Here is an 18,246-nt window from a genome sequence, read left to right as displayed (position 1 = left end):
GGGGGCTTACCCCCGATGGCGGCGGTTCAGTTGGAGCATCCTTGACTGACACACCGCTATCGGGGGCAAGCCCCCTTCCACATTTGGGTTTGTGTTTATTCAGATAGGTAGGTGCCGATTGATCCAGCCAGTGTCGATGCGTGTTGAAGCAGGCCTTGCCGCCGAGCAAGCCTTGTTGGCCGCCGTTTGCGCGGGTGAGCAGGTGTTTGGGTTGTTGTTCTGGCAGCCCAGCGATCAGGCATTGGTGATGCCACGCCGCTTGAGCCGATTGCCTGCTTTCGATGTCGCCAGCCGTGTGTCTGCGGATGCCGGCTGGCCGGTGCTCTTACGCGAAACTGGCGGCGAACCGGTGCCGCAGTCCAGCGCTACGGTCAATATCGCCTTGGTCTACGCACCGCCGCGCAGTGAAGGTGATCACAATCGTATCGAAACTGGCTACTTGCGCTTGTGCCAACCCATCTGCGACTTACTGATCGAGTTGGGCGGCGATGCCTCTGTCGGGGAAATCGAAGGCGCATTCTGCGACGGTCGTTACAACGTCAACCTCAACGGGCGCAAAATGGTCGGCACTGCCCAGCGCTGGCGGCAAAGCGGGGGGCGCCCGGTGGGGTTGGTGCACGGTGCGTTGTTGCTGGATAACGATCGCGAAGAACTGATCGCGGCGGTCAATCGGTTCAACGAAGCCTGCGGCCTGGAGCAGCGGGTTCGTGCCGACAGCCATATCGCGCTGCACGAAGCTTTCCCCGCGCCGGAAGCAATCAGCCGGCTGGACACCTTGTACCGTCAGATGCTGGCCAGCTTCCTGCCGGGTTAACGGGTACCGAACACCACCATCGTCTTGCCTTTGACGTGCACCAGGTTGCGCTCTTCCAGATCCTTGAGCACGCGGCCGACCATCTCCCGTGAACAGCCGACAATGCGCCCGATTTCCTGGCGGGTGATCTTGATCTGCATGCCGTCGGGGTGGGTCATTGCATCGGGCTGCTTGCACAGTTCCAGCAGGCAACGGGCCACACGCCCGGTGACGTCGAAGAACGCCAGGTCGCCGACTTTGCGGGTGGTATCCCGCAGGCGCTGGGCGATTTGACCGCTGAGGGCGTAGAGGATGTCGGGGTCCTGCTGGGCGAGTTCGCGAAATTTTGCGTAACTGATCTCGGCCACTTCGCACTCGACCTTGGTCCGCACCCAGGCGCTGCGCTCCTGCTCCTTCCCTGCTTGTTCAAACAGTCCCAGCTCGCCGAAAAAATCCCCTGTGTTCAGGTAGGCGATGATCATTTCGCGACCGTCTTCATCCTCGATCAGGATGGTGACTGAACCCTTGATAATGAAAAACAGGGTTTCGGAGCGCTCACCGGCACAGATGATGTTGTGCTTGGCGGGATGACGCCGGCGCTGGCAGTGCATCAGCAACTTGTCGAGATTCTTGATCTTGGGTATGGGCGTAAGAGCAACCATGGTTGTATCCCGAAAGGCAGCGCGAGGTGGTTGGATTTGTTGTACTCAGCGGTATCGGCATTGATACACGCTGTATAAAGGGTGGCAATACGCCACTCATTTGGCGCCAGCTTAACAGACACATTCTGACTCGATTAGCGAATTTACCGAGTCAGCCCGGTTATTGATCGCTTTGATGAGAAGCGCGGTTGCGCCCGGGCCCTGTGCTAAGCTGGCGACCCTTTTTTAGCAGTGGAGTCTGGGCGATGAAGGCACGCATCCAATGGGCGGGCGAAGCCATGTTCCTCGGTGAATCGGGCAGCGGCCATGTGGTGGTCATGGATGGCCCGCCGGAAGCCGGTGGCCGTAACCTGGGCGTACGCCCGATGGAAATGCTCCTGCTTGGCGTGGGCGGTTGCAGCAATTTCGACGTGGTCAGCATCCTGAAAAAATCTCGCCAGGCCGTGGAAAGCTGCGAGGCCTTCCTGGAAGCCGAGCGCGCCACTGAAGATCCCAAGGTGTTTACCAAGATCCACATGCATTTCGTGGTGAAGGGCCGGGCGTTGAAAGAAGCTCAGGTCAAGCGGGCTATCGAGTTGTCGGCCGAGAAATACTGCTCGGCGTCCATCATGCTCGGCGCGGCGGGTGTGGCCATCACCCATGACTACGAGATCATCGAGTTGGGTTGACCGCCAATCGGCAAAAGAAAAGGGCGCTTCGATAGCGCCCTTTTTTGCAGTCGCAGGTTTCGTCAGATGCGGTAGGTGCTTTTGGTCATGACCTTGGCCAGCAGGCTCATGCCGAATCGCACTGGCGCCGGGAAGCGGAAACCGCCGGCATCCAATGCACTTTCGGCGTGGTGCGCTTCATCGATACGCATCTGCTCAAGAATTGCCCGGGACTTTTCGTCGTCGGCCGGCAATTGTTCCAGGTGTTCATCCAGGTGCTTGCACACTTGATGTTCAGTCGCGGCGACAAAACCTAGGCTGACCTTGTCGCTGATCAGGCCGGCAGCCGCGCCGATGCCGAATGACAATCCGTAAAATAGAGGATTGAGCACACTGGGATGGCTACCCAGCTGACGGATACGTTGTTCACACCAGGCAAGATGGTCGATTTCTTCTTCGGCCGCGTGCTCCATGGCTGCACGTACCTGTGGCAGCTTGGCGGTCAGGGCCTGGCCCTGGTACAGCGCCTGGGCGCAGACTTCGCCGGTATGGTTGATGCGCATCAGGCCGGCCACATGACGGGTTTCGGTCTCGCTCATCTGCGCATCAGGCTGCACGATGGCGGGTGATGGACGGTAAGGTTGGCCGCTGAAGGGCAGCAACGTGCGCATGGCCGTGTCGGCTTGCAGCAACAGACGGTCTATCGGCGAGTAGTGACGTTGGGTAGTCATGCTGACCTCCGGGAGGAATCTCGGCGGCCAGTTTACCGCAAGAGAGAGGAACGCGTTTGCCCTGAGTCAAGGGCATGGGGTCGCAGCCTCGGACTGCGCCCCTTGTTGCGGGCTGGTTCAGCCCGGTGGCCAATTCATCTGGCGCTGACCCAGTACATGCATATGGATGTGGTAAACAGTCTGCCCGCCGTCTTCATTGCAGTTCATCACCACACGGAAACCTTTCTCACAGCCTTGCTCCACCGCCAAACGCTGGGCGGTGAACAGAATATGGCCGGCCAGGGCCTTATCGTCCTCGGTCAAGTCATTCAATGTGCGGATAGGCTTCTTCGGGATAACCAGAAAATGTACCGGCGCCTGTGGGGCAATATCGTGGAAGGCGAGGACTTGATCATCTTCGTAGATAATCTTCGCGGGTATTTCTCTGTTGATGATCTTGGTGAACAGAGTATCCACAGCTGTTTCTCCATTATGAAAGTGCAAGGTGAGTGTACTCAGGCGATCAGCGTGGGCAATAGGCCTTGTTGATGGCGCCGGCGATCTTGCGGGTCAGCCAGCGCGGGCTGAAACGCGGGCTGAAGGCCAGCCAGCGATTACGTCGTCCAGGAATGATGATGGCTTTGTTTTTTTCCAATGCGCGCACGGTATAGAGCGCCACTTCTTCCGGGCTCATCAATTGCTCGCTGCGGTCGAGTCTGGCGGTGTCCATTTGCGCTGTACCGAAGAATGCGGTGCGCGTAGGGCCGGGACAAAGCACTGAGACCTTGATGCCACAGGTCTTCAGCTCCTCGCGCAAGCCTTCGGAGAAATGCAGCACATAGGCCTTGCTGGCGTAGTAACTGCTCATCCAGGGACCGGGTTGGAACGCGGCGACCGAGGCGACGTTGAGAATCTGCCCGCCGCCGTGCAGCGCCATGCTATTGCCTAGGGCGTGACACATGCGGGTGAGGGCGAGGATGTTGACTTCGATGAGGTCCTGCTCGGTCATCCAGTCCTGGGCCAGGAATGGCCCGCTGGTGCCAATGCCGGCGCAGTTCACCAGTAAATCTATCTGCCGTTCGCCTTCTTCAAGCTCCAGCAGGAACCCGGACAAGCGCAATGGCTCGCCCAGGTCGCACGCTCGAAACAGCACTTCGACGCCGAAGCGCTGGGTCAATTCGATTGCAATGCTTTCCAACTGATCACGCTGGCGGGCCACCAGAATCAAGCTGCGGCCGCGACGTGCCAGGGCTTCGGCCAAAGCCAGGCCGATGCCGCTGGAGGCGCCGGTGATCAGAGCGTAACGGGTCATGCCTTTCTCCATCACTACGCCGCCGGGCCTGTGAAGTAGGCATCACAGGCGGCGGGCGTTTTTTACTGTTCTGGAGAGTCTACAGGTTCGGCCGCTTCGTCAGCACTTTGCGCTTCGTCTTCCTCGACGGTGGCGCCTTGATCCGCGTCTTCGTCAGAGGTGATGGAGCTGCTTTCGTAGCTGCTATCCACATTGGCCTCGAGCTGATCCAGATAGCCGTTCATCCCCAGCGACACCACGATGATGAGCATCAGCGGAATGAATGCCAGCCACAGTGAGGCCAGGACCTTCACCGCGGTGGAGTTGCGCGGTGGCGGTGCGCCGTACTGGTTGGCACCGGTGTTACCTGGCACCACCAACAGCAGCAGCGGGAAAATACTGTTCACCAGCGGGACCAGGTTCAGCAGGTACAACCAGCCGGACCAGCCTAGATCGTGCAGACGCTGCACGCCGATCTGCACGCTCACGACCACAACCGCGACGAACAGCGCGAAGCCCAGCAGCGAGCCGAGGATGATGGCTATCGTCGGCGACGCGGTCGCGATGGCAAAGCCCACAGTACTGAGGATACCTGCTGCGACTAGCATGGCGACGGTCAGTACCAGCGTCCATGCCAGGTACCGCAGACGACCAATACGGCCATTGATGGTGAAGACCTTGAGGGTGGCGTATTCCGGCAGGCTTTCACCTACGGCAGCACGCGGTGGTGCGTACGGTGAAGCGACAGGGCGGGAGAGGTCCGCAGCGTCGGAATCTGTCTCGTGGGTTTCGGCGAGGCTGAAGGCCACGGGTTGTTCTGCTTCGATGCGGGCATCGACCCCGGCGTTTTTCAGCGCGGTGAGGTAGGTTTCGGCGTCGGGGCGCGACAGGTCGCGCTTCAGTGCAACCGGGCGGCCAGTGAAGAGTTTCTCGATGTCCTCGACTGTGCTCTTGAACAGTTCAGCCAGGTTCAGCTTGGCCGTGGTGCTTTCGACACCCGGGAGCAAGGCCCCATCAAACACAATCTTGAAACGGTTGTCGCTCATGCGGGCATCCTTGTCACTGAATCAGTGGGGTTAATGCAGGACTGCTCGATCGGCAGGCCTTGCGGTTGGGTCAACGTGGCCAGCGCAACTGTGTCGCCCGCTCGCGCGCCTTGCGGTATTCGGCATCCAGGCGGGCAACGAGTTCATCGACGCTGGGTAAATCATTAATCTCACCGACACCTTGGCCGGCGGACCATACGGTCTTCCAGGCCTTGGCTTCGTCGCTCAGCGGCTTGAGCTTGGAACCGAAGTTTACTTCGCCTTTGCCTTGCAGGGCAGCGAGGTCGAAACCGGCATTTTCCAGGCTCTGGCGCATAAAGCTTGCTGGTACGCCGGAGACAGCGGGAGTGTGCACGATGTCGGCGGCGCGCGATGTGAGCAGCATCTCTTTATACGCATCCGGGGCGTGGCTTTCAGTGGTACCGATAAAACGTGTGCCGAAATAGGCCAGGTCTGCCCCCAGCAACTGGGCGGCGAGTATCTCATGGCCGTGGTTAAGGCAGCCGGCCAGCAGCAGGGTCTTGTCGAAGAATTGGCGAATCTCTGCGATCAGCGAGAATGGGCTCCAGGTACCGGCATGGCCGCCAGCGCCTGCGGCCACGGCGATCAGGCCATCCACGCCGGCTTCGGCGGCTTTTTCGGCATGGCGCCGGGTAGTGACGTCATGAAATACCAGGCCGCCGTAGCTGTGCACGGCATCCACCAGTTCTTTCACCGCGCCCAGGCTGGTGATCACGATTGGCACCTTGTGCTCGACGCAGATCGCCAGGTCCGCCTGCAGACGAGGGTTGCTGTTGTGCACGATCAGGTTGACGGCGTAGGGCGCGGGATTGTCCAACTGCGCCAGGCCCGCTTCGATTTCCTCCAGCCAGGCCTTGAAGCCACTGCTCTCGCGCTGGTTGAGCGCCGGGAAACTCCCGACTACCCCATTGCGGCAGCAGGCCAGCACCAATTGCGGATTGGAAATCAGGAACATCGGCGCAGCCACCACGGGCAGGCGCAGACGTTGTTCAAGCAGAGCGGGCAGCGACATTGGAGGTACCCCGAGTAATTGAAGTTAGAACGGTTTGACCACGACCAAAATTACGATAGCCAGCAATATCAGAACCGGGACTTCATTGAACCAGCGATAAAAGACATGGCTGCGGGTGTTTTCGCCACGGGCGAAACGTTTTACCTGCGCGCCGCACATGTGGTGGTAACCAATCAGGAACACTACCAGGGTCAACTTGGCGTGGATCCAGGCGCCCGATTGAAAGATGCCGGGGTTTAGGGCGATCAGCCAGATACCGAACACCAGGCTGGCCAGCATTGCCGGGCCCATGATGCCGCGGTACAGCTTGCGCTCCATGACGCTGAAGCGTTCCTTGCTGATGGTGTCCTCGCTTTGAGCGTGGTAGACGAACAGGCGCGGCAGGTAGAACAGCCCGGCAAACCAGCAGACGATGCTGACGATATGGAAGGCTTTGACCCATAGATAAAGCATTTTTAGTTATTCCCAGGTTCACGGTAGCGAAGATAGTAGTGGCTCATGCAGCCATACGTCACGCTGACGGTTGTCGCAGGACGATACGGCCCCTATTATCGACGGCTTTCCAGTGGGTTCGTTGAGGGCAGGTTTATGGTCAAGGTCGGTATCGTCGGCGGCACGGGTTACACCGGTGTCGAATTGCTGCGTCTGTTGGCTCAGCATCCGCAAGCTGAGGTGGTGGTCATTACCTCTCGATCCGAGGCCGGCCTGGCCGTGGCCGATATGTACCCGAACCTGCGAGGCCACTACGACGGCCTCGCGTTCAGCGTTCCGGACATCAACACCCTTGGCGCCTGCGATGTGGTGTTTTTTGCCACCCCGCATGGCGTTGCCCATGCGTTGGCTGGCGAACTGCTGGCGGCTGGCACCAAGGTCATCGACCTGTCGGCTGACTTCCGCCTGCAAGACGCCGACGAATGGGCCAAGTGGTACGGCCAGCCTCACGGTGCACCGGACCTGTTGGAAGAGGCGGTGTACGGCCTGCCGGAAGTCAATCGTGAGCAGATCAAGCAGGCGCGCCTGATCGCGGTGCCGGGTTGCTATCCGACGGCGACGCAGCTGGGCTTTCTGCCGTTGCTCGAAGCCGGGCTGGCGGATGCTTCGCGCCTTATCGCAGACTGCAAGTCGGGTGTCAGCGGCGCGGGCCGTGGTGCAGCGGTAGGTTCGCTGTACTCCGAGACGTCGGAAAGCATGAAGGCCTACGCAGTAAAAGGGCATCGCCACCTGCCGGAAATCCGCCAGGGGCTGCGTCGCGCCGCGGGCAAAGACGTGGGCCTGACCTTCGTGCCACACCTGACGCCGATGATTCGTGGCATTCATTCCACGTTGTATGCCACCGTGGTCGATCGTTCGGTAGATCTGCAGGCGTTGTTTGAAAAACGTTATGCCAACGAGCCGTTCGTCGATGTAATGCCTGCGGGCAGCCATCCGGAAACCCGTAGCGTGCGTGGCGCTAATGTGTGCAGGATTGCTGTGCACCGCCCGCAGGATGGTGATCTGGTGGTGGTGTTGTCGGTGATCGATAACCTCGTCAAGGGCGCGTCGGGCCAGGCTTTGCAGAATATGAACATCCTGTTTGGCCTGGACGAAAAACTCGGCCTGTCCCACGCCGGCATGTTGCCTTAAGAAGATTGGTAGCGTGTGCAAAAGGCCCGTTGATCGGGCCTTTTGTGTTTCTAATGGCGGCGATGCAGATTGATATACCGTAACAATAGTTGACCGCTTTTCTAGGAGAAGCGGATAATGCCCGTCATTACGCATATGGCGGCGCTACGCCGGGAGATTATCAGCATGAGCGTTGAATCCTTCACCCCCACGGCTTTGCAATTCACCCACGGTGCTGCGCACAAGGTGAAGAGCCTGGTCGATGAAGAGGGTAATGATCGTTTGAAGCTGCGCGTATTCGTTACGGGCGGCGGTTGTTCAGGGTTTCAGTACGGTTTCACCTTTGATGAAGATGTGGCCGACGATGACACCATCGTTGAGCGCGAGGGCGTAAGCCTGGTCGTGGACCCGATGAGCTTCCAATACTTGGCAGGCGCCGAGGTGGATTACCAGGAAGGTCTGGAGGGTTCGCGTTTTGTGATCAAGAACCCTAACGCTACCACCACCTGTGGTTGCGGCTCTTCGTTCTCGATCTGATCGACAGCCTGATCCACAACGAATAAAAAACGCCGCTTGGCTTTGATCGGCCAAGCGGCGTTTTGCTGTCTGCGATTCTGGCGAGGTGGTCGTCAGGCGGGGTAGATCGCGCCAAGTACCCTCGGCCCGCGTGCGCCGGTGACACTGGGCCTGTTGGCGGTAATGCCTTCGAGGCAGCAGTGAGCCAGCCAGGCGAAGGCCATGGCTTCGACCCAGTCCGGGTCTACGCCGTGGGTGGCGGTGCTGCTGACTTGAGTGGACGGCAACAACGCTGCCAGACGGTTCATCATTGTGGTGTTATGGGCGCCGCCGCCACAGACGAGTAGCGTTTCTGTCTGGGGTTGTGCGGTTTGCAGGGCCTCGACGATGGTCAGTGCGGTCAGTTCCAGCAGGCTGGCCTGTACGTCCTGGGGGGCAAAGGCGGGCAGGCGGCTAAGGTGCTGGTGCAGCCACCCGAGGTTGAACACCTCACGGCCGGTGCTTTTCGGGCCTTTGGTCAGGAAGAATGGATCGCTGAGTAGTGCCGCGAGTAGTTGAGGCTCGACCTTGCCACTACCCGCCCACTGCCCGTCACGGTCAAAGTGTTCGCCGCGCTGCTGTTGAATCCAGGCGTCCAGCAGCACATTGCCTGGGCCGCAGTCAAAGCCAGCTACGGGCTTGCCGGTTTCGATCAGGCTAAGATTGCTGAAGCCCCCAATATTCAACACCGCACGGTTGCCGGTGCTTTCGCCAAACAACGCTTCATGAAATGCGGGCACCAGAGGCGCGCCCTGGCCGCCAGCGGCAACATCGCGGCTGCGGAAGTCGCTGACTACGGTGATGCTCGTCAGCTCTGCAAGCAATGCCGGGTTGCCGATCTGCACGGTAAACCCGCGGGCGGGTTCATGACGGATGGTCTGGCCATGGCTGCCGATCGCACGTATGTCTCGAGGCTTGAGGTTTTGCTGGTCGAGCAACGTGTGGATGCCGTGGGCGGCGAGGGTGACCCAGTGCTGCTGGGCAATCGCTGAGCGGGCAATCTCATCCGGGCCGCTGGCGCACAGGCTTAACAGCTCTGCACGCAGGGTGTCCGGCATGGGTGTGTAGTGGGTGGCGATCAGATTGACCGCCGAGTCCTGTTCGATCAGGGCGATATCCAGGCCATCGAGACTGGTCCCGGACATCACGCCTATATAGAGCGGCATACCTTAACGCTTCGCGGAAGCAAGCAGGGTGGAGCGCTCCTGGTCCATGCGCGCCATCAGCGGCTGGCTCTGTTGCATAAAGCGCGCGCGCTCGGCCTTGGCGATCGGGTCGGCCATCGGCAGCTTCTGGCCCAATGGGTCAACGTGCACGCCATTGACCTGGAATTCATAGTGCAGATGCGGGCCGGTGGACAGGCCAGTGGTGCCGATATAGCCGATCACCTGGCCCTGCTTCACGTTGCCGCCAGTTTTCACGCCCTTGGCGAAACCTTGCATATGGCCGTATAGGGTGCGATAGGTGTTGCCGTGCTGGATGATCACCGTGTTGCCGTAGCCACCACGGCGCCCTGCGAGCAGGACCTTGCCGTCGCCGGCCGCCTTGATAGGCGTGCCGCGTGGGGCGGCATAGTCGACGCCTTTATGGGCGCGGATTTTGTTCAGAATTGGATGCTTGCGACCCATGGAGAAACGCGAGCTAATACGAGCGAAATCCACCGGGGTGCGGATGAAGGCCTTGCGCATGCTGTTGCCGTCGGCGGTGTAGTAGCTGCTGTTGCCTTGCTTGTTGGTGTAGCGGACGGCAGTGTAGGTCTTGCCGCGGTTGGTAAAGCGTGCGGAGAGAATGTTACCGGTGCCGACCACTTTACCGTTGGCGACTTTCTGCTCGTAGATCACGTCGAATTCATCGCCCTGGCGGATGTCCTGGGCGAAGTCGATGTCGTAACCAAACACACTGGCCATGTCCATGGTCATGCTGTGGGACAAGCCGGCGCGCGCGGCAGATTGTGACAGTGAGCTGTTGATCACGCCGTGAACGTAGGCGGAACGCATGACTGGCTTGGTGGTGATGCGGTTGAAGGCAAAGCCTTTGGCGCCCTTGGTCAGGGAGATGCTTTCGAGATCGCTGAGGTTAGTGTGCAGGTTGTTCAACTGACCGTCTGGTGTCAGTTCGAACTCAAGTTTCTGGCCGTGTTTGAGTTGGGTGAATTGCTTGGCCTGTTTATCGCTGGCCAGCACGTCGTTAACGGTGGCTGCGGGAAGGCCTACCTTCTCGAACAGGGTAGAAAGGGTATCGCCTTTCGCTACGATCACTTCGCGGTGTTGAGGGTTCTTGGCGGTTTCTGCTACGAGCTTTTGCTGCTCTTGAGCGGCTTGCTGGGTATCTTCCGGCGTGTTTTCGATCTGGGCAAACGGCGATTCAGTTGGAGCATTTGTGGCTTGTTGTGCGTCGGAAGCGTCTTGATCTTGTGTCAGTTGTTCAGCCGGACTCTCCAAGTCAAGGCTCAGGGATGTTCGTTTGGCTTCTACGTCACTGGAAGGGAATACCAGGAGTGCCAGGCTGAGAAGGGCGGCGATACCACTTGCAGCGAGCAGGTGGGTCTTCGGGTAAAGCGGCGGCGCTTTAGACGGTTCAGTGGTCATAGGTAATTTTGACTTTGAAGATGAAATGGAAAAGATGAATGACATGATGAAGATGAAATAACTGTATAAAATATAACCAAATCATCTGTGACGCAAGCTCGCGAACGCTGGGCTTGCTGAACGGTGTCCGTGCGCAGGGCAAAACTTGTAATTAGTCCCTGATCTTGTATGGTTGGTTCCCTTTTGAATCTGAGCCTTGCGGGTCTGTTATGAAGTCGGTTGAAGAGCAGCTAGCGCTGATAAAACGTGGTGCGGAAGAACTGTTGGTCGAGGCCGAGCTGATCGAAAAGCTCAAGCGTGGCCAACCCCTGCGTATTAAGGCTGGTTTCGATCCGACCGCGCCGGACCTGCACCTGGGTCATACCGTGCTTATTAATAAGCTGCGTCAGTTCCAGGAGCTGGGGCATCAGGTGATCTTCCTTATCGGTGATTTCACCGGGATGATCGGCGATCCGAGCGGTAAGAGTGCTACGCGCCCGCCGCTGACCCGTGAGCAGGTTCTCGATAATGCCGAGACCTATAAGACCCAGGTATTCAAGATTCTTGATCCGGCCAAGACCGAGGTGGCGTTTAACTCCACCTGGATGGATCAGATGGGGCCGGCGGACTTCATTCGCCTCACTTCCCAGTACACCGTGGCGCGCATGCTTGAGCGTGATGACTTCGACAAGCGCTATTCAACCAATCAACCGATCGCGATTCATGAATTCCTGTATCCGCTGGTTCAGGGTTATGACTCGGTAGCGCTGCGCGCGGATGTTGAGTTGGGTGGTACCGACCAGAAATTCAACCTGCTGATGGGGCGTGAGTTGCAGCGTGCTTATGGTCAGGAAGCTCAGTGCATCCTGACCATGCCGTTGTTGGAAGGATTGGATGGTGTCAAGAAGATGTCCAAGTCCCTCGGCAACTATGTCGGCATTCAGGAAGCTCCGGGGGTGATGTACGGCAAGCTGGTCTCTATCCCGGATGCCCTGATGTGGCGCTACTTCGAGCTGTTGAGCTTTCGCTCGATGGATGAGATCAACGCGCTGCGTGCGGATGTAGAGGCGGGCGCCAATCCGCGGGACGTGAAGATCAAACTGGCGGAAGAGATCGTGGCGCGTTTCCATGGTGAAGAGGCTGCGGCCAGTGCTCACCGTGCGGCGGGTAACCGCATGAAGGATGGCGAGCTACCGGATGATCTTCCCGAGATTGAATTGACTGCTGCTGAAGCCATGCCGATTGCTGCTGTCCTTAATAAGGCGGGCCTAGTGAAGAACTCGGCGGTTGCGCGTGACCTTCTGGGGTCTGGCGGTGTGCGTATAGATGGTGAAGTGGTGGATCGCACCTTTATGTACGAGCTGGGTGCTACCCACGTTTGTCAGGCGGGGAAGAAGGCATTTGCGCGTATTACGCTCAAATCCGAATAAACCTGAAATTAAGTGTTGACGGCGAATTGTATCTGTCTATAATTCGCCCCACTTCCGGCGCAGTCGAAACGTAAAACTCCTTGGTAAACAAAGAGTTATGCAGGATTAGACGGCGAGTTGCTTCAGTTCATCGAAGCCCAGAAGGAGTTGATAGAGTCGTGCTGTTTGGCGCTATTAACGATTCGATCTTCTCGGTCGAAAGCGGAGAAAAAGAGGTGTTGACAGCAGCGTGTAACGCTGTAGAATTCGCCTCCCGCTAACGAGAGATCGCAAGCGCAAGTGGTTGAAGTTGTTGAAGAAATCTTCGAAAGCTTCTGAAAATAATCACTTGACAGCAAATGAGGCTGCTGTAGAATGCGCGCCTCGGTTGAGACGAAAGCTCTTAACCAACCGCTCTTTAACAACTGAATCAAGCAATTCGTGTGGGTGCTTGTGGGGTCAGACTGATAGTCAACAAGATTATCAGCATCACAAGTTACTCCGCGAGAAATCAAAGAATAACCAACGATTGCTGAGCCAAGTTTAGGGTTTCTTAAAAACCCAAAGATGTTTGAACTGAAGAGTTTGATCATGGCTCAGATTGAACGCTGGCGGCAGGCCTAACACATGCAAGTCGAGCGGTAGAGAGAAGCTTGCTTCTCTTGAGAGCGGCGGACGGGTGAGTAATGCCTAGGAATCTGCCTGGTAGTGGGGGATAACGTTCGGAAACGGACGCTAATACCGCATACGTCCTACGGGAGAAAGCAGGGGACCTTCGGGCCTTGCGCTATCAGATGAGCCTAGGTCGGATTAGCTAGTTGGTGGGGTAATGGCTCACCAAGGCGACGATCCGTAACTGGTCTGAGAGGATGATCAGTCACACTGGAACTGAGACACGGTCCAGACTCCTACGGGAGGCAGCAGTGGGGAATATTGGACAATGGGCGAAAGCCTGATCCAGCCATGCCGCGTGTGTGAAGAAGGTCTTCGGATTGTAAAGCACTTTAAGTTGGGAGGAAGGGCCATTACCTAATACGTGATGGTTTTGACGTTACCGACAGAATAAGCACCGGCTAACTCTGTGCCAGCAGCCGCGGTAATACAGAGGGTGCAAGCGTTAATCGGAATTACTGGGCGTAAAGCGCGCGTAGGTGGTTTGTTAAGTTGGATGTGAAATCCCCGGGCTCAACCTGGGAACTGCATTCAAAACTGACTGACTAGAGTATGGTAGAGGGTGGTGGAATTTCCTGTGTAGCGGTGAAATGCGTAGATATAGGAAGGAACACCAGTGGCGAAGGCGACCACCTGGACTGATACTGACACTGAGGTGCGAAAGCGTGGGGAGCAAACAGGATTAGATACCCTGGTAGTCCACGCCGTAAACGATGTCAACTAGCCGTTGGGAGCCTTGAGCTCTTAGTGGCGCAGCTAACGCATTAAGTTGACCGCCTGGGGAGTACGGCCGCAAGGTTAAAACTCAAATGAATTGACGGGGGCCCGCACAAGCGGTGGAGCATGTGGTTTAATTCGAAGCAACGCGAAGAACCTTACCAGGCCTTGACATCCAATGAACTTTCTAGAGATAGATTGGTGCCTTCGGGAACATTGAGACAGGTGCTGCATGGCTGTCGTCAGCTCGTGTCGTGAGATGTTGGGTTAAGTCCCGTAACGAGCGCAACCCTTGTCCTTAGTTACCAGCACGTTATGGTGGGCACTCTAAGGAGACTGCCGGTGACAAACCGGAGGAAGGTGGGGATGACGTCAAGTCATCATGGCCCTTACGGCCTGGGCTACACACGTGCTACAATGGTCGGTACAGAGGGTTGCCAAGCCGCGAGGTGGAGCTAATCCCAGAAAACCGATCGTAGTCCGGATCGCAGTCTGCAACTCGACTGCGTGAAGTCGGAATCGCTAGTAATCGCGAATCAGAATGTCGCGGTGAATACGTTCCCGGGCCTTGTACACACCGCCCGTCACACCATGGGAGTGGGTTGCACCAGAAGTAGCTAGTCTAACCTTCGGGAGGACGGTTACCACGGTGTGATTCATGACTGGGGTGAAGTCGTAACAAGGTAGCCGTAGGGGAACCTGCGGCTGGATCACCTCCTTAATCGACGACATCAGCTGCTCCATAAGTTCCCACACGAATTGCTTGATTCATTGAAGAAGACGATAAAGAAGCAGCCCGAAATTGGGTCTGTAGCTCAGTTGGTTAGAGCGCACCCCTGATAAGGGTGAGGTCGGCAGTTCGAATCTGCCCAGACCCACCAATTTTGTGTGGGAAACGCCTGTAGAAATACGGGGCCATAGCTCAGCTGGGAGAGCGCCTGCCTTGCACGCAGGAGGTCAACGGTTCGATCCCGTTTGGCTCCACCACTACTGCTTCTACGTTATGAAAGCTTAGAAATGAGCATTCCATCCGTGTGATGGTGAATGTTGATTTCTAGTCTTTGATTAGATCGTTCTTTAAAAATTTGGGTATGTGATAGAAAGATAGACTGAACGTTACTTTCACTGGTAACGGATCAGGCTAAGGTAAAATTTGTGAGTTGCTCTTAATTGAGTATTATCGAATTTTCGGCGAATGTCGTCTTCACAGTATAACCAGATTGCTTGGGGTTATATGGTCAAGTGAAGAAGCGCATACGGTGGATGCCTTGGCAGTCAGAGGCGATGAAAGACGTGGTAGCCTGCGAAAAGCTTCGGGGAGTCGGCAAACAGACTTTGATCCGGAGATGTCTGAATGGGGGAACCCAGCCATCATAAGATGGTTATCTTGTACTGAATACATAGGTGCAAGAGGCGAACCAGGGGAACTGAAACATCTAAGTACCCTGAGGAAAAGAAATCAACCGAGATTCCCTTAGTAGTGGCGAGCGAACGGGGACTAGCCCTTAAGTGGCTTTGAGATTAGCGGAACGCTCTGGAAAGTGCGGCCATAGTGGGTGATAGCCCTGTACGCGAAAATCTCTTAGTCATGAAATCGAGTAGGACGGAGCACGAGAAACTTTGTCTGAATATGGGGGGACCATCCTCCAAGGCTAAATACTACTGACTGACCGATAGTGAACTAGTACCGTGAGGGAAAGGCGAAAAGAACCCCGGAGAGGGGAGTGAAATAGATCCTGAAACCGTATGCGTACAAGCAGTGGGAGCCCACTTTGTTGGGTGACTGCGTACCTTTTGTATAATGGGTCAGCGACTTATTTTCAGTGGCGAGCTTAACCGAATAGGGGAGGCGTAGCGAAAGCGAGTCTTAATAGGGCGTCTAGTCGCTGGGAATAGACCCGAAACCGGGCGATCTATCCATGGGCAGGTTGAAGGTTGGGTAACACTAACTGGAGGACCGAACCGACTACCGTTGAAAAGTTAGCGGATGACCTGTGGATCGGAGTGAAAGGCTAATCAAGCTCGGAGATAGCTGGTTCTCCTCGAAAGCTATTTAGGTAGCGCCTCATGTATCACTGTAGGGGGTAGAGCACTGTTTCGGCTAGGGGGTCATCCCGACTTACCAAACCGATGCAAACTCCGAATACCTACAAGTGCCGAGCATGGGAGACACACGGCGGGTGCTAACGTCCGTCGTGAAAAGGGAAACAACCCAGACCGTCAGCTAAGGTCCCAAAGTTATGGTTAAGTGGGAAACGATGTGGGAAGGCTTAGACAGCTAGGAGGTTGGCTTAGAAGCAGCCACCCTTTAAAGAAAGCGTAATAGCTCACTAGTCGAGTCGGCCTGCGCGGAAGATGTAACGGGGCTCAAACCATACACCGAAGCTACGGGTATCACGTAAGTGATGCGGTAGAGGAGCGTTCTGTAAGCCTGTGAAGGTGAGTTGAGAAGCTTGCTGGAGGTATCAGAAGTGCGAATGCTGACATGAGTAACGATAATGGGTGTGAAAAACACCCACGCCGAAAGACCAAGGTTTCCTGCGCAACGTTAATCGACGCAGGGTTAGTCGGTCCCTAAGGCGAGGCTGAAAAGCGTAGTCGATGGAAAACAGGTTAATATTCCTGTACTTCTGGTTATTGCGATGGAGGGACGGAGAAGGCTAGGCCAGCTTGGCGTTGGTTGTCCAAGTTTAAGGTGGTAGGCTGGAATCTTAGGTAAATCCGGGATTCTAAGGCCGAGAGCTGATGACGAGTTAACTTTTAGTTAACGAAGTGGTTGATGCCATGCTTCCAAGAAAAGCTTCTAAGCTTCAGGTAACCAGGAACCGTACCCCAAACCGACACAGGTGGTTGGGTAGAGAATACCAAGGCGCTTGAGAGAACTCGGGTGAAGGAACTAGGCAAAATGGCACCGTAACTTCGGGAGAAGGTGCGCCGGTGAGGGTGAAGGACTTGCTCCGTAAGCTCATGCCGGTCGAAGATACCAGGCCGCTGCGACTGTTTATTAAAAACACAGCACTCTGCAAACACGAAAGTGGACGTATAGGGTGTGACGCCTGCCCGGTGCCGGAAGGTTAATTGATGGGGTTAGCTAACGCGAAGCTCTTGATCGAAGCCCCGGTAAACGGCGGCCGTAACTATAACGGTCCTAAGGTAGCGAAATTCCTTGTCGGGTAAGTTCCGACCTGCACGAATGGCGTAACGATGGCGGCGCTGTCTCCACCCGAGACTCAGTGAAATTGAAATCGCTGTGAAGATGCAGTGTATCCGCGGCTAGACGGAAAGACCCCGTGAACCTTTACTATAGCTTTGCACTGGACTTTGAATTTGCTTGTGTAGGATAGGTGGGAGGCTTTGAAGCGTGGACGCCAGTCTGCGTGGAGCCAACCTTGAAATACCACCCTGGCAACTTTGAGGTTCTAACTCAGGTCCGTTATCCGGATCGAGGACAGTGTATGGTGGGTAGTTTGACTGGGGCGGTCTCCTCCTAAAGAGTAACGGAGGAGTACGAAGGTGCGCTCAGACCGGTCGGAAATCGGTCGTAGAGTATAAAGGCAAAAGCGCGCTTGACTGCGAGACAGACACGTCGAGCAGGTACGAAAGTAGGTCTTAGTGATCCGGTGGTTCTGTATGGAAGGGCCATCGCTCAACGGATAAAAGGTACTCCGGGGATAACAGGCTGATACCGCCCAAGAGTTCATATCGACGGCGGTGTTTGGCACCTCGATGTCGGCTCATCACATCCTGGGGCTGAAGCCGGTCCCAAGGGTATGGCTGTTCGCCATTTAAAGTGGTACGCGAGCTGGGTTTAGAACGTCGTGAGACAGTTCGGTCCCTATCTGCCGTGGACGTTTGAGATTTGAGAGGGGCTGCTCCTAGTACGAGAGGACCGGAGTGGACGAACCTCTGGTGTTCCGGTTGTCACGCCAGTGGCATTGCCGGGTAGCTATGTTCGGAATAGATAACCGCTGAAAGCATCTAAGCGGGAAACTAGCCTCAAGATGAGATCTCACTGGGACCTTGAGTCCCCTGAAGGGCCGTCGAAGACTACGACGTTGATAGGTTGGGTGTGTAAGCGCTGTGAGGCGTTGAGCTAACCAATACTAATTGCCCGTGAGGCTTGACCATATAACACCCAAGCAATTTGAATACTCGAAAGAGCATCAGATTGCGGTGTGTGAAGACGCAATGAACCGAAAGTTCGATGCTCACAAAACACCGATAGCTGTCACATACCCAATTTGCTGAAGCGAGGCCAACTGGTCACGACTCAGTACCCGAATTTCTTGACGACCATAGAGCATTGGAACCACCTGATCCCATCCCGAACTCAGCAGTGAAACGATGCATCGCCGATGGTAGTGTGGGGTTTCCCCATGTGAGAGTAGGTCATCGTCAAGATTAAATTCCGAAACCCCATTTGCGAAAGCAGATGGGGTTTTGTTTTGCGCGGTCGAAAAGTGCGAAGAGGCGCCTCGGGGTGGCCTTCAGTGCTAAAGTCCGGCCTTTCTATGCAATGACCCTGCGCATGGCTATCATGCG

The 18,246-nt window shown here is 56.3% G+C and carries 14 protein-coding genes, 2 tRNA genes and 3 rRNA genes; 10 read left to right on the top strand and 9 right to left on the bottom strand.

All coding sequences use genetic code 11. The features are described from left to right. Positions 1-118: 118 nt before the first annotated feature. Complete coding sequence (locus tag ACHPFG_RS28540) at positions 119-814, top strand: lipoate--protein ligase family protein (RefSeq protein ID WP_431701062.1); 696 nt, start codon at positions 119-121, stop codon at positions 812-814. Here the strand turns inward: ACHPFG_RS28540 and crp are convergent. Beyond that, positions 811-1,455: a cAMP-activated global transcriptional regulator CRP gene (gene crp, locus ACHPFG_RS28535; protein ID WP_027605892.1), complete on the bottom strand. Its 645-nt coding sequence runs from the start codon at positions 1,453-1,455 to the stop codon at positions 811-813. The two genes, ACHPFG_RS28540 and crp, sit on opposite strands and share 4 nt — an antisense overlap. A 245-nt stretch (positions 1,456-1,700) precedes the next feature. On the opposite strand from crp, the gene ACHPFG_RS28530 reads away from it, so the two are divergent. Further along, the gene (locus tag ACHPFG_RS28530; RefSeq protein ID WP_005792019.1) at positions 1,701-2,123 is read left to right on the top strand and encodes an OsmC family protein; all 423 of its coding nucleotides are present in this window, start codon (positions 1,701-1,703) and stop codon (positions 2,121-2,123) included. A 62-nt stretch (positions 2,124-2,185) separates the two neighbouring features. On the opposite strand, the gene coq7 is transcribed toward ACHPFG_RS28530, so the two are convergent. The 6 genes from coq7 to hemJ form a co-directional block, all read right to left on the bottom strand. Next, on the bottom strand, positions 2,186-2,833 hold the full coding sequence (coq7, locus tag ACHPFG_RS28525) for a 2-polyprenyl-3-methyl-6-methoxy-1,4-benzoquinone monooxygenase (RefSeq protein ID WP_065925371.1): 648 nt from the start codon (positions 2,831-2,833) through the stop codon (positions 2,186-2,188). Positions 2,834-2,950: 117 nt separating this feature from the next. After that, positions 2,951-3,289, bottom strand: coding sequence for a histidine triad nucleotide-binding protein (locus ACHPFG_RS28520; protein WP_003194682.1), 339 nt, complete (start codon positions 3,287-3,289; stop codon positions 2,951-2,953). A gap of 46 nt (positions 3,290-3,335) precedes the next feature. Continuing rightward, entirely contained in the window at positions 3,336-4,124 is a 789-nt protein-coding gene (locus tag ACHPFG_RS28515; RefSeq protein ID WP_315872674.1) for an SDR family NAD(P)-dependent oxidoreductase, read from the bottom strand. A 62-nt stretch (positions 4,125-4,186) separates the two neighbouring features. Next, entirely contained in the window at positions 4,187-5,149 is a 963-nt protein-coding gene (locus ACHPFG_RS28510) for a DUF805 domain-containing protein (RefSeq protein ID WP_431701061.1), read from the bottom strand. A gap of 70 nt (positions 5,150-5,219) precedes the next feature. Next, the gene (locus ACHPFG_RS28505) at positions 5,220-6,182 is read right to left on the bottom strand and encodes an NAD(P)H-dependent flavin oxidoreductase (protein WP_431701060.1); all 963 of its coding nucleotides are present in this window, start codon (positions 6,180-6,182) and stop codon (positions 5,220-5,222) included. A 24-nt stretch (positions 6,183-6,206) separates the two neighbouring features. After that, positions 6,207-6,635, bottom strand: a complete 429-nt coding sequence (gene hemJ, locus ACHPFG_RS28500) for a protoporphyrinogen oxidase HemJ (RefSeq protein WP_431701059.1) — start codon at positions 6,633-6,635, stop codon at positions 6,207-6,209. 135 nt (positions 6,636-6,770) lie between these two features. Between hemJ and argC the strand changes: the two genes are divergently transcribed. After that, on the top strand, positions 6,771-7,805 hold the full coding sequence (argC, locus tag ACHPFG_RS28495) for an N-acetyl-gamma-glutamyl-phosphate reductase (protein ID WP_431701058.1): 1,035 nt from the start codon (positions 6,771-6,773) through the stop codon (positions 7,803-7,805). Positions 7,806-7,970: 165 nt separating this feature from the next. Further along, complete coding sequence (gene erpA / locus ACHPFG_RS28490) at positions 7,971-8,321, top strand: iron-sulfur cluster insertion protein ErpA (RefSeq protein ID WP_003176443.1); 351 nt, start codon at positions 7,971-7,973, stop codon at positions 8,319-8,321. A gap of 92 nt (positions 8,322-8,413) precedes the next feature. On the opposite strand, the gene ACHPFG_RS28485 is transcribed toward erpA, so the two are convergent. Both ACHPFG_RS28485 and ACHPFG_RS28480 read right to left on the bottom strand, forming a co-directional pair. Then, complete coding sequence (locus tag ACHPFG_RS28485) at positions 8,414-9,505, bottom strand: anhydro-N-acetylmuramic acid kinase (protein ID WP_431701057.1); 1,092 nt, start codon at positions 9,503-9,505, stop codon at positions 8,414-8,416. A gap of 3 nt (positions 9,506-9,508) precedes the next feature. Further along, entirely contained in the window at positions 9,509-10,927 is a 1,419-nt protein-coding gene (locus tag ACHPFG_RS28480; protein ID WP_431701056.1) for a peptidoglycan DD-metalloendopeptidase family protein, read from the bottom strand. Positions 10,928-11,136: 209 nt separating this feature from the next. Between ACHPFG_RS28480 and tyrS the strand changes: the two genes are divergently transcribed. From tyrS to rrf, 6 genes are all read left to right on the top strand, one after another. Next, positions 11,137-12,336: a tyrosine--tRNA ligase gene (tyrS, locus tag ACHPFG_RS28475; protein ID WP_431701055.1), complete on the top strand. Its 1,200-nt coding sequence runs from the start codon at positions 11,137-11,139 to the stop codon at positions 12,334-12,336. Between the two features lie 552 nt (positions 12,337-12,888). Further along, positions 12,889-14,425, top strand: a 16S ribosomal RNA gene (locus ACHPFG_RS28470). Positions 14,426-14,508: 83 nt separating this feature from the next. Continuing rightward, positions 14,509-14,585, top strand: a tRNA-Ile gene (locus ACHPFG_RS28465). 30 nt (positions 14,586-14,615) lie between these two features. Further along, positions 14,616-14,691, top strand: a tRNA-Ala gene (locus tag ACHPFG_RS28460). A 249-nt stretch (positions 14,692-14,940) separates the two neighbouring features. After that, a 23S ribosomal RNA gene (locus ACHPFG_RS28455) occupies positions 14,941-17,832 on the top strand. Positions 17,833-17,989: 157 nt separating this feature from the next. After that, positions 17,990-18,105: ribosomal RNA gene (gene rrf, locus ACHPFG_RS28450) — 5S ribosomal RNA — on the top strand. The 16S, 23S and 5S rRNA genes sit together here with 2 tRNA genes alongside, the layout of an rRNA operon. Positions 18,106-18,246: the final 141 nt, after the last annotated feature.

Source organism: Pseudomonas sp. BR20 (assembly GCF_050780135.1).
GTDB lineage: Bacteria > Pseudomonadota > Gammaproteobacteria > Pseudomonadales > Pseudomonadaceae > Aquipseudomonas.
This window is presented reverse-complemented; position numbering and strand designations above follow the sequence as displayed.

What these genes read in the sequence shown, in the direction of transcription:
- ACHPFG_RS28510 (WP_431701061.1), bottom strand. Translation starts at nt 5,149, where the DNA reads ATGAGCGACAACCGTTTCAAGATTGTGTTTGATGGGGCCTTGCTCCCG.
- argC (WP_431701058.1), top strand. Translation starts at nt 6,771, where the DNA reads ATGGTCAAGGTCGGTATCGTCGGCGGCACGGGTTACACCGGTGTCGAA.
- ACHPFG_RS28480 (WP_431701056.1), bottom strand. Translation starts at nt 10,927, where the DNA reads ATGACCACTGAACCGTCTAAAGCGCCGCCGCTTTACCCGAAGACCCAC.
- ACHPFG_RS28485 (WP_431701057.1), bottom strand. Translation starts at nt 9,505, where the DNA reads ATGCCGCTCTATATAGGCGTGATGTCCGGGACCAGTCTCGATGGCCTG.
- ACHPFG_RS28515 (WP_315872674.1), bottom strand. Translation starts at nt 4,124, where the DNA reads ATGACCCGTTACGCTCTGATCACCGGCGCCTCCAGCGGCATCGGCCTG.
- crp (WP_027605892.1), bottom strand. Translation starts at nt 1,455, where the DNA reads ATGGTTGCTCTTACGCCCATACCCAAGATCAAGAATCTCGACAAGTTG.
- erpA (WP_003176443.1), top strand. Translation starts at nt 7,971, where the DNA reads ATGAGCGTTGAATCCTTCACCCCCACGGCTTTGCAATTCACCCACGGT.
- hemJ (WP_431701059.1), bottom strand. Translation starts at nt 6,635, where the DNA reads ATGCTTTATCTATGGGTCAAAGCCTTCCATATCGTCAGCATCGTCTGC.
- ACHPFG_RS28505 (WP_431701060.1), bottom strand. Translation starts at nt 6,182, where the DNA reads ATGTCGCTGCCCGCTCTGCTTGAACAACGTCTGCGCCTGCCCGTGGTG.
- tyrS (WP_431701055.1), top strand. Translation starts at nt 11,137, where the DNA reads ATGAAGTCGGTTGAAGAGCAGCTAGCGCTGATAAAACGTGGTGCGGAA.
- coq7 (WP_065925371.1), bottom strand. Translation starts at nt 2,833, where the DNA reads ATGACTACCCAACGTCACTACTCGCCGATAGACCGTCTGTTGCTGCAA.
- ACHPFG_RS28530 (WP_005792019.1), top strand. Translation starts at nt 1,701, where the DNA reads ATGAAGGCACGCATCCAATGGGCGGGCGAAGCCATGTTCCTCGGTGAA.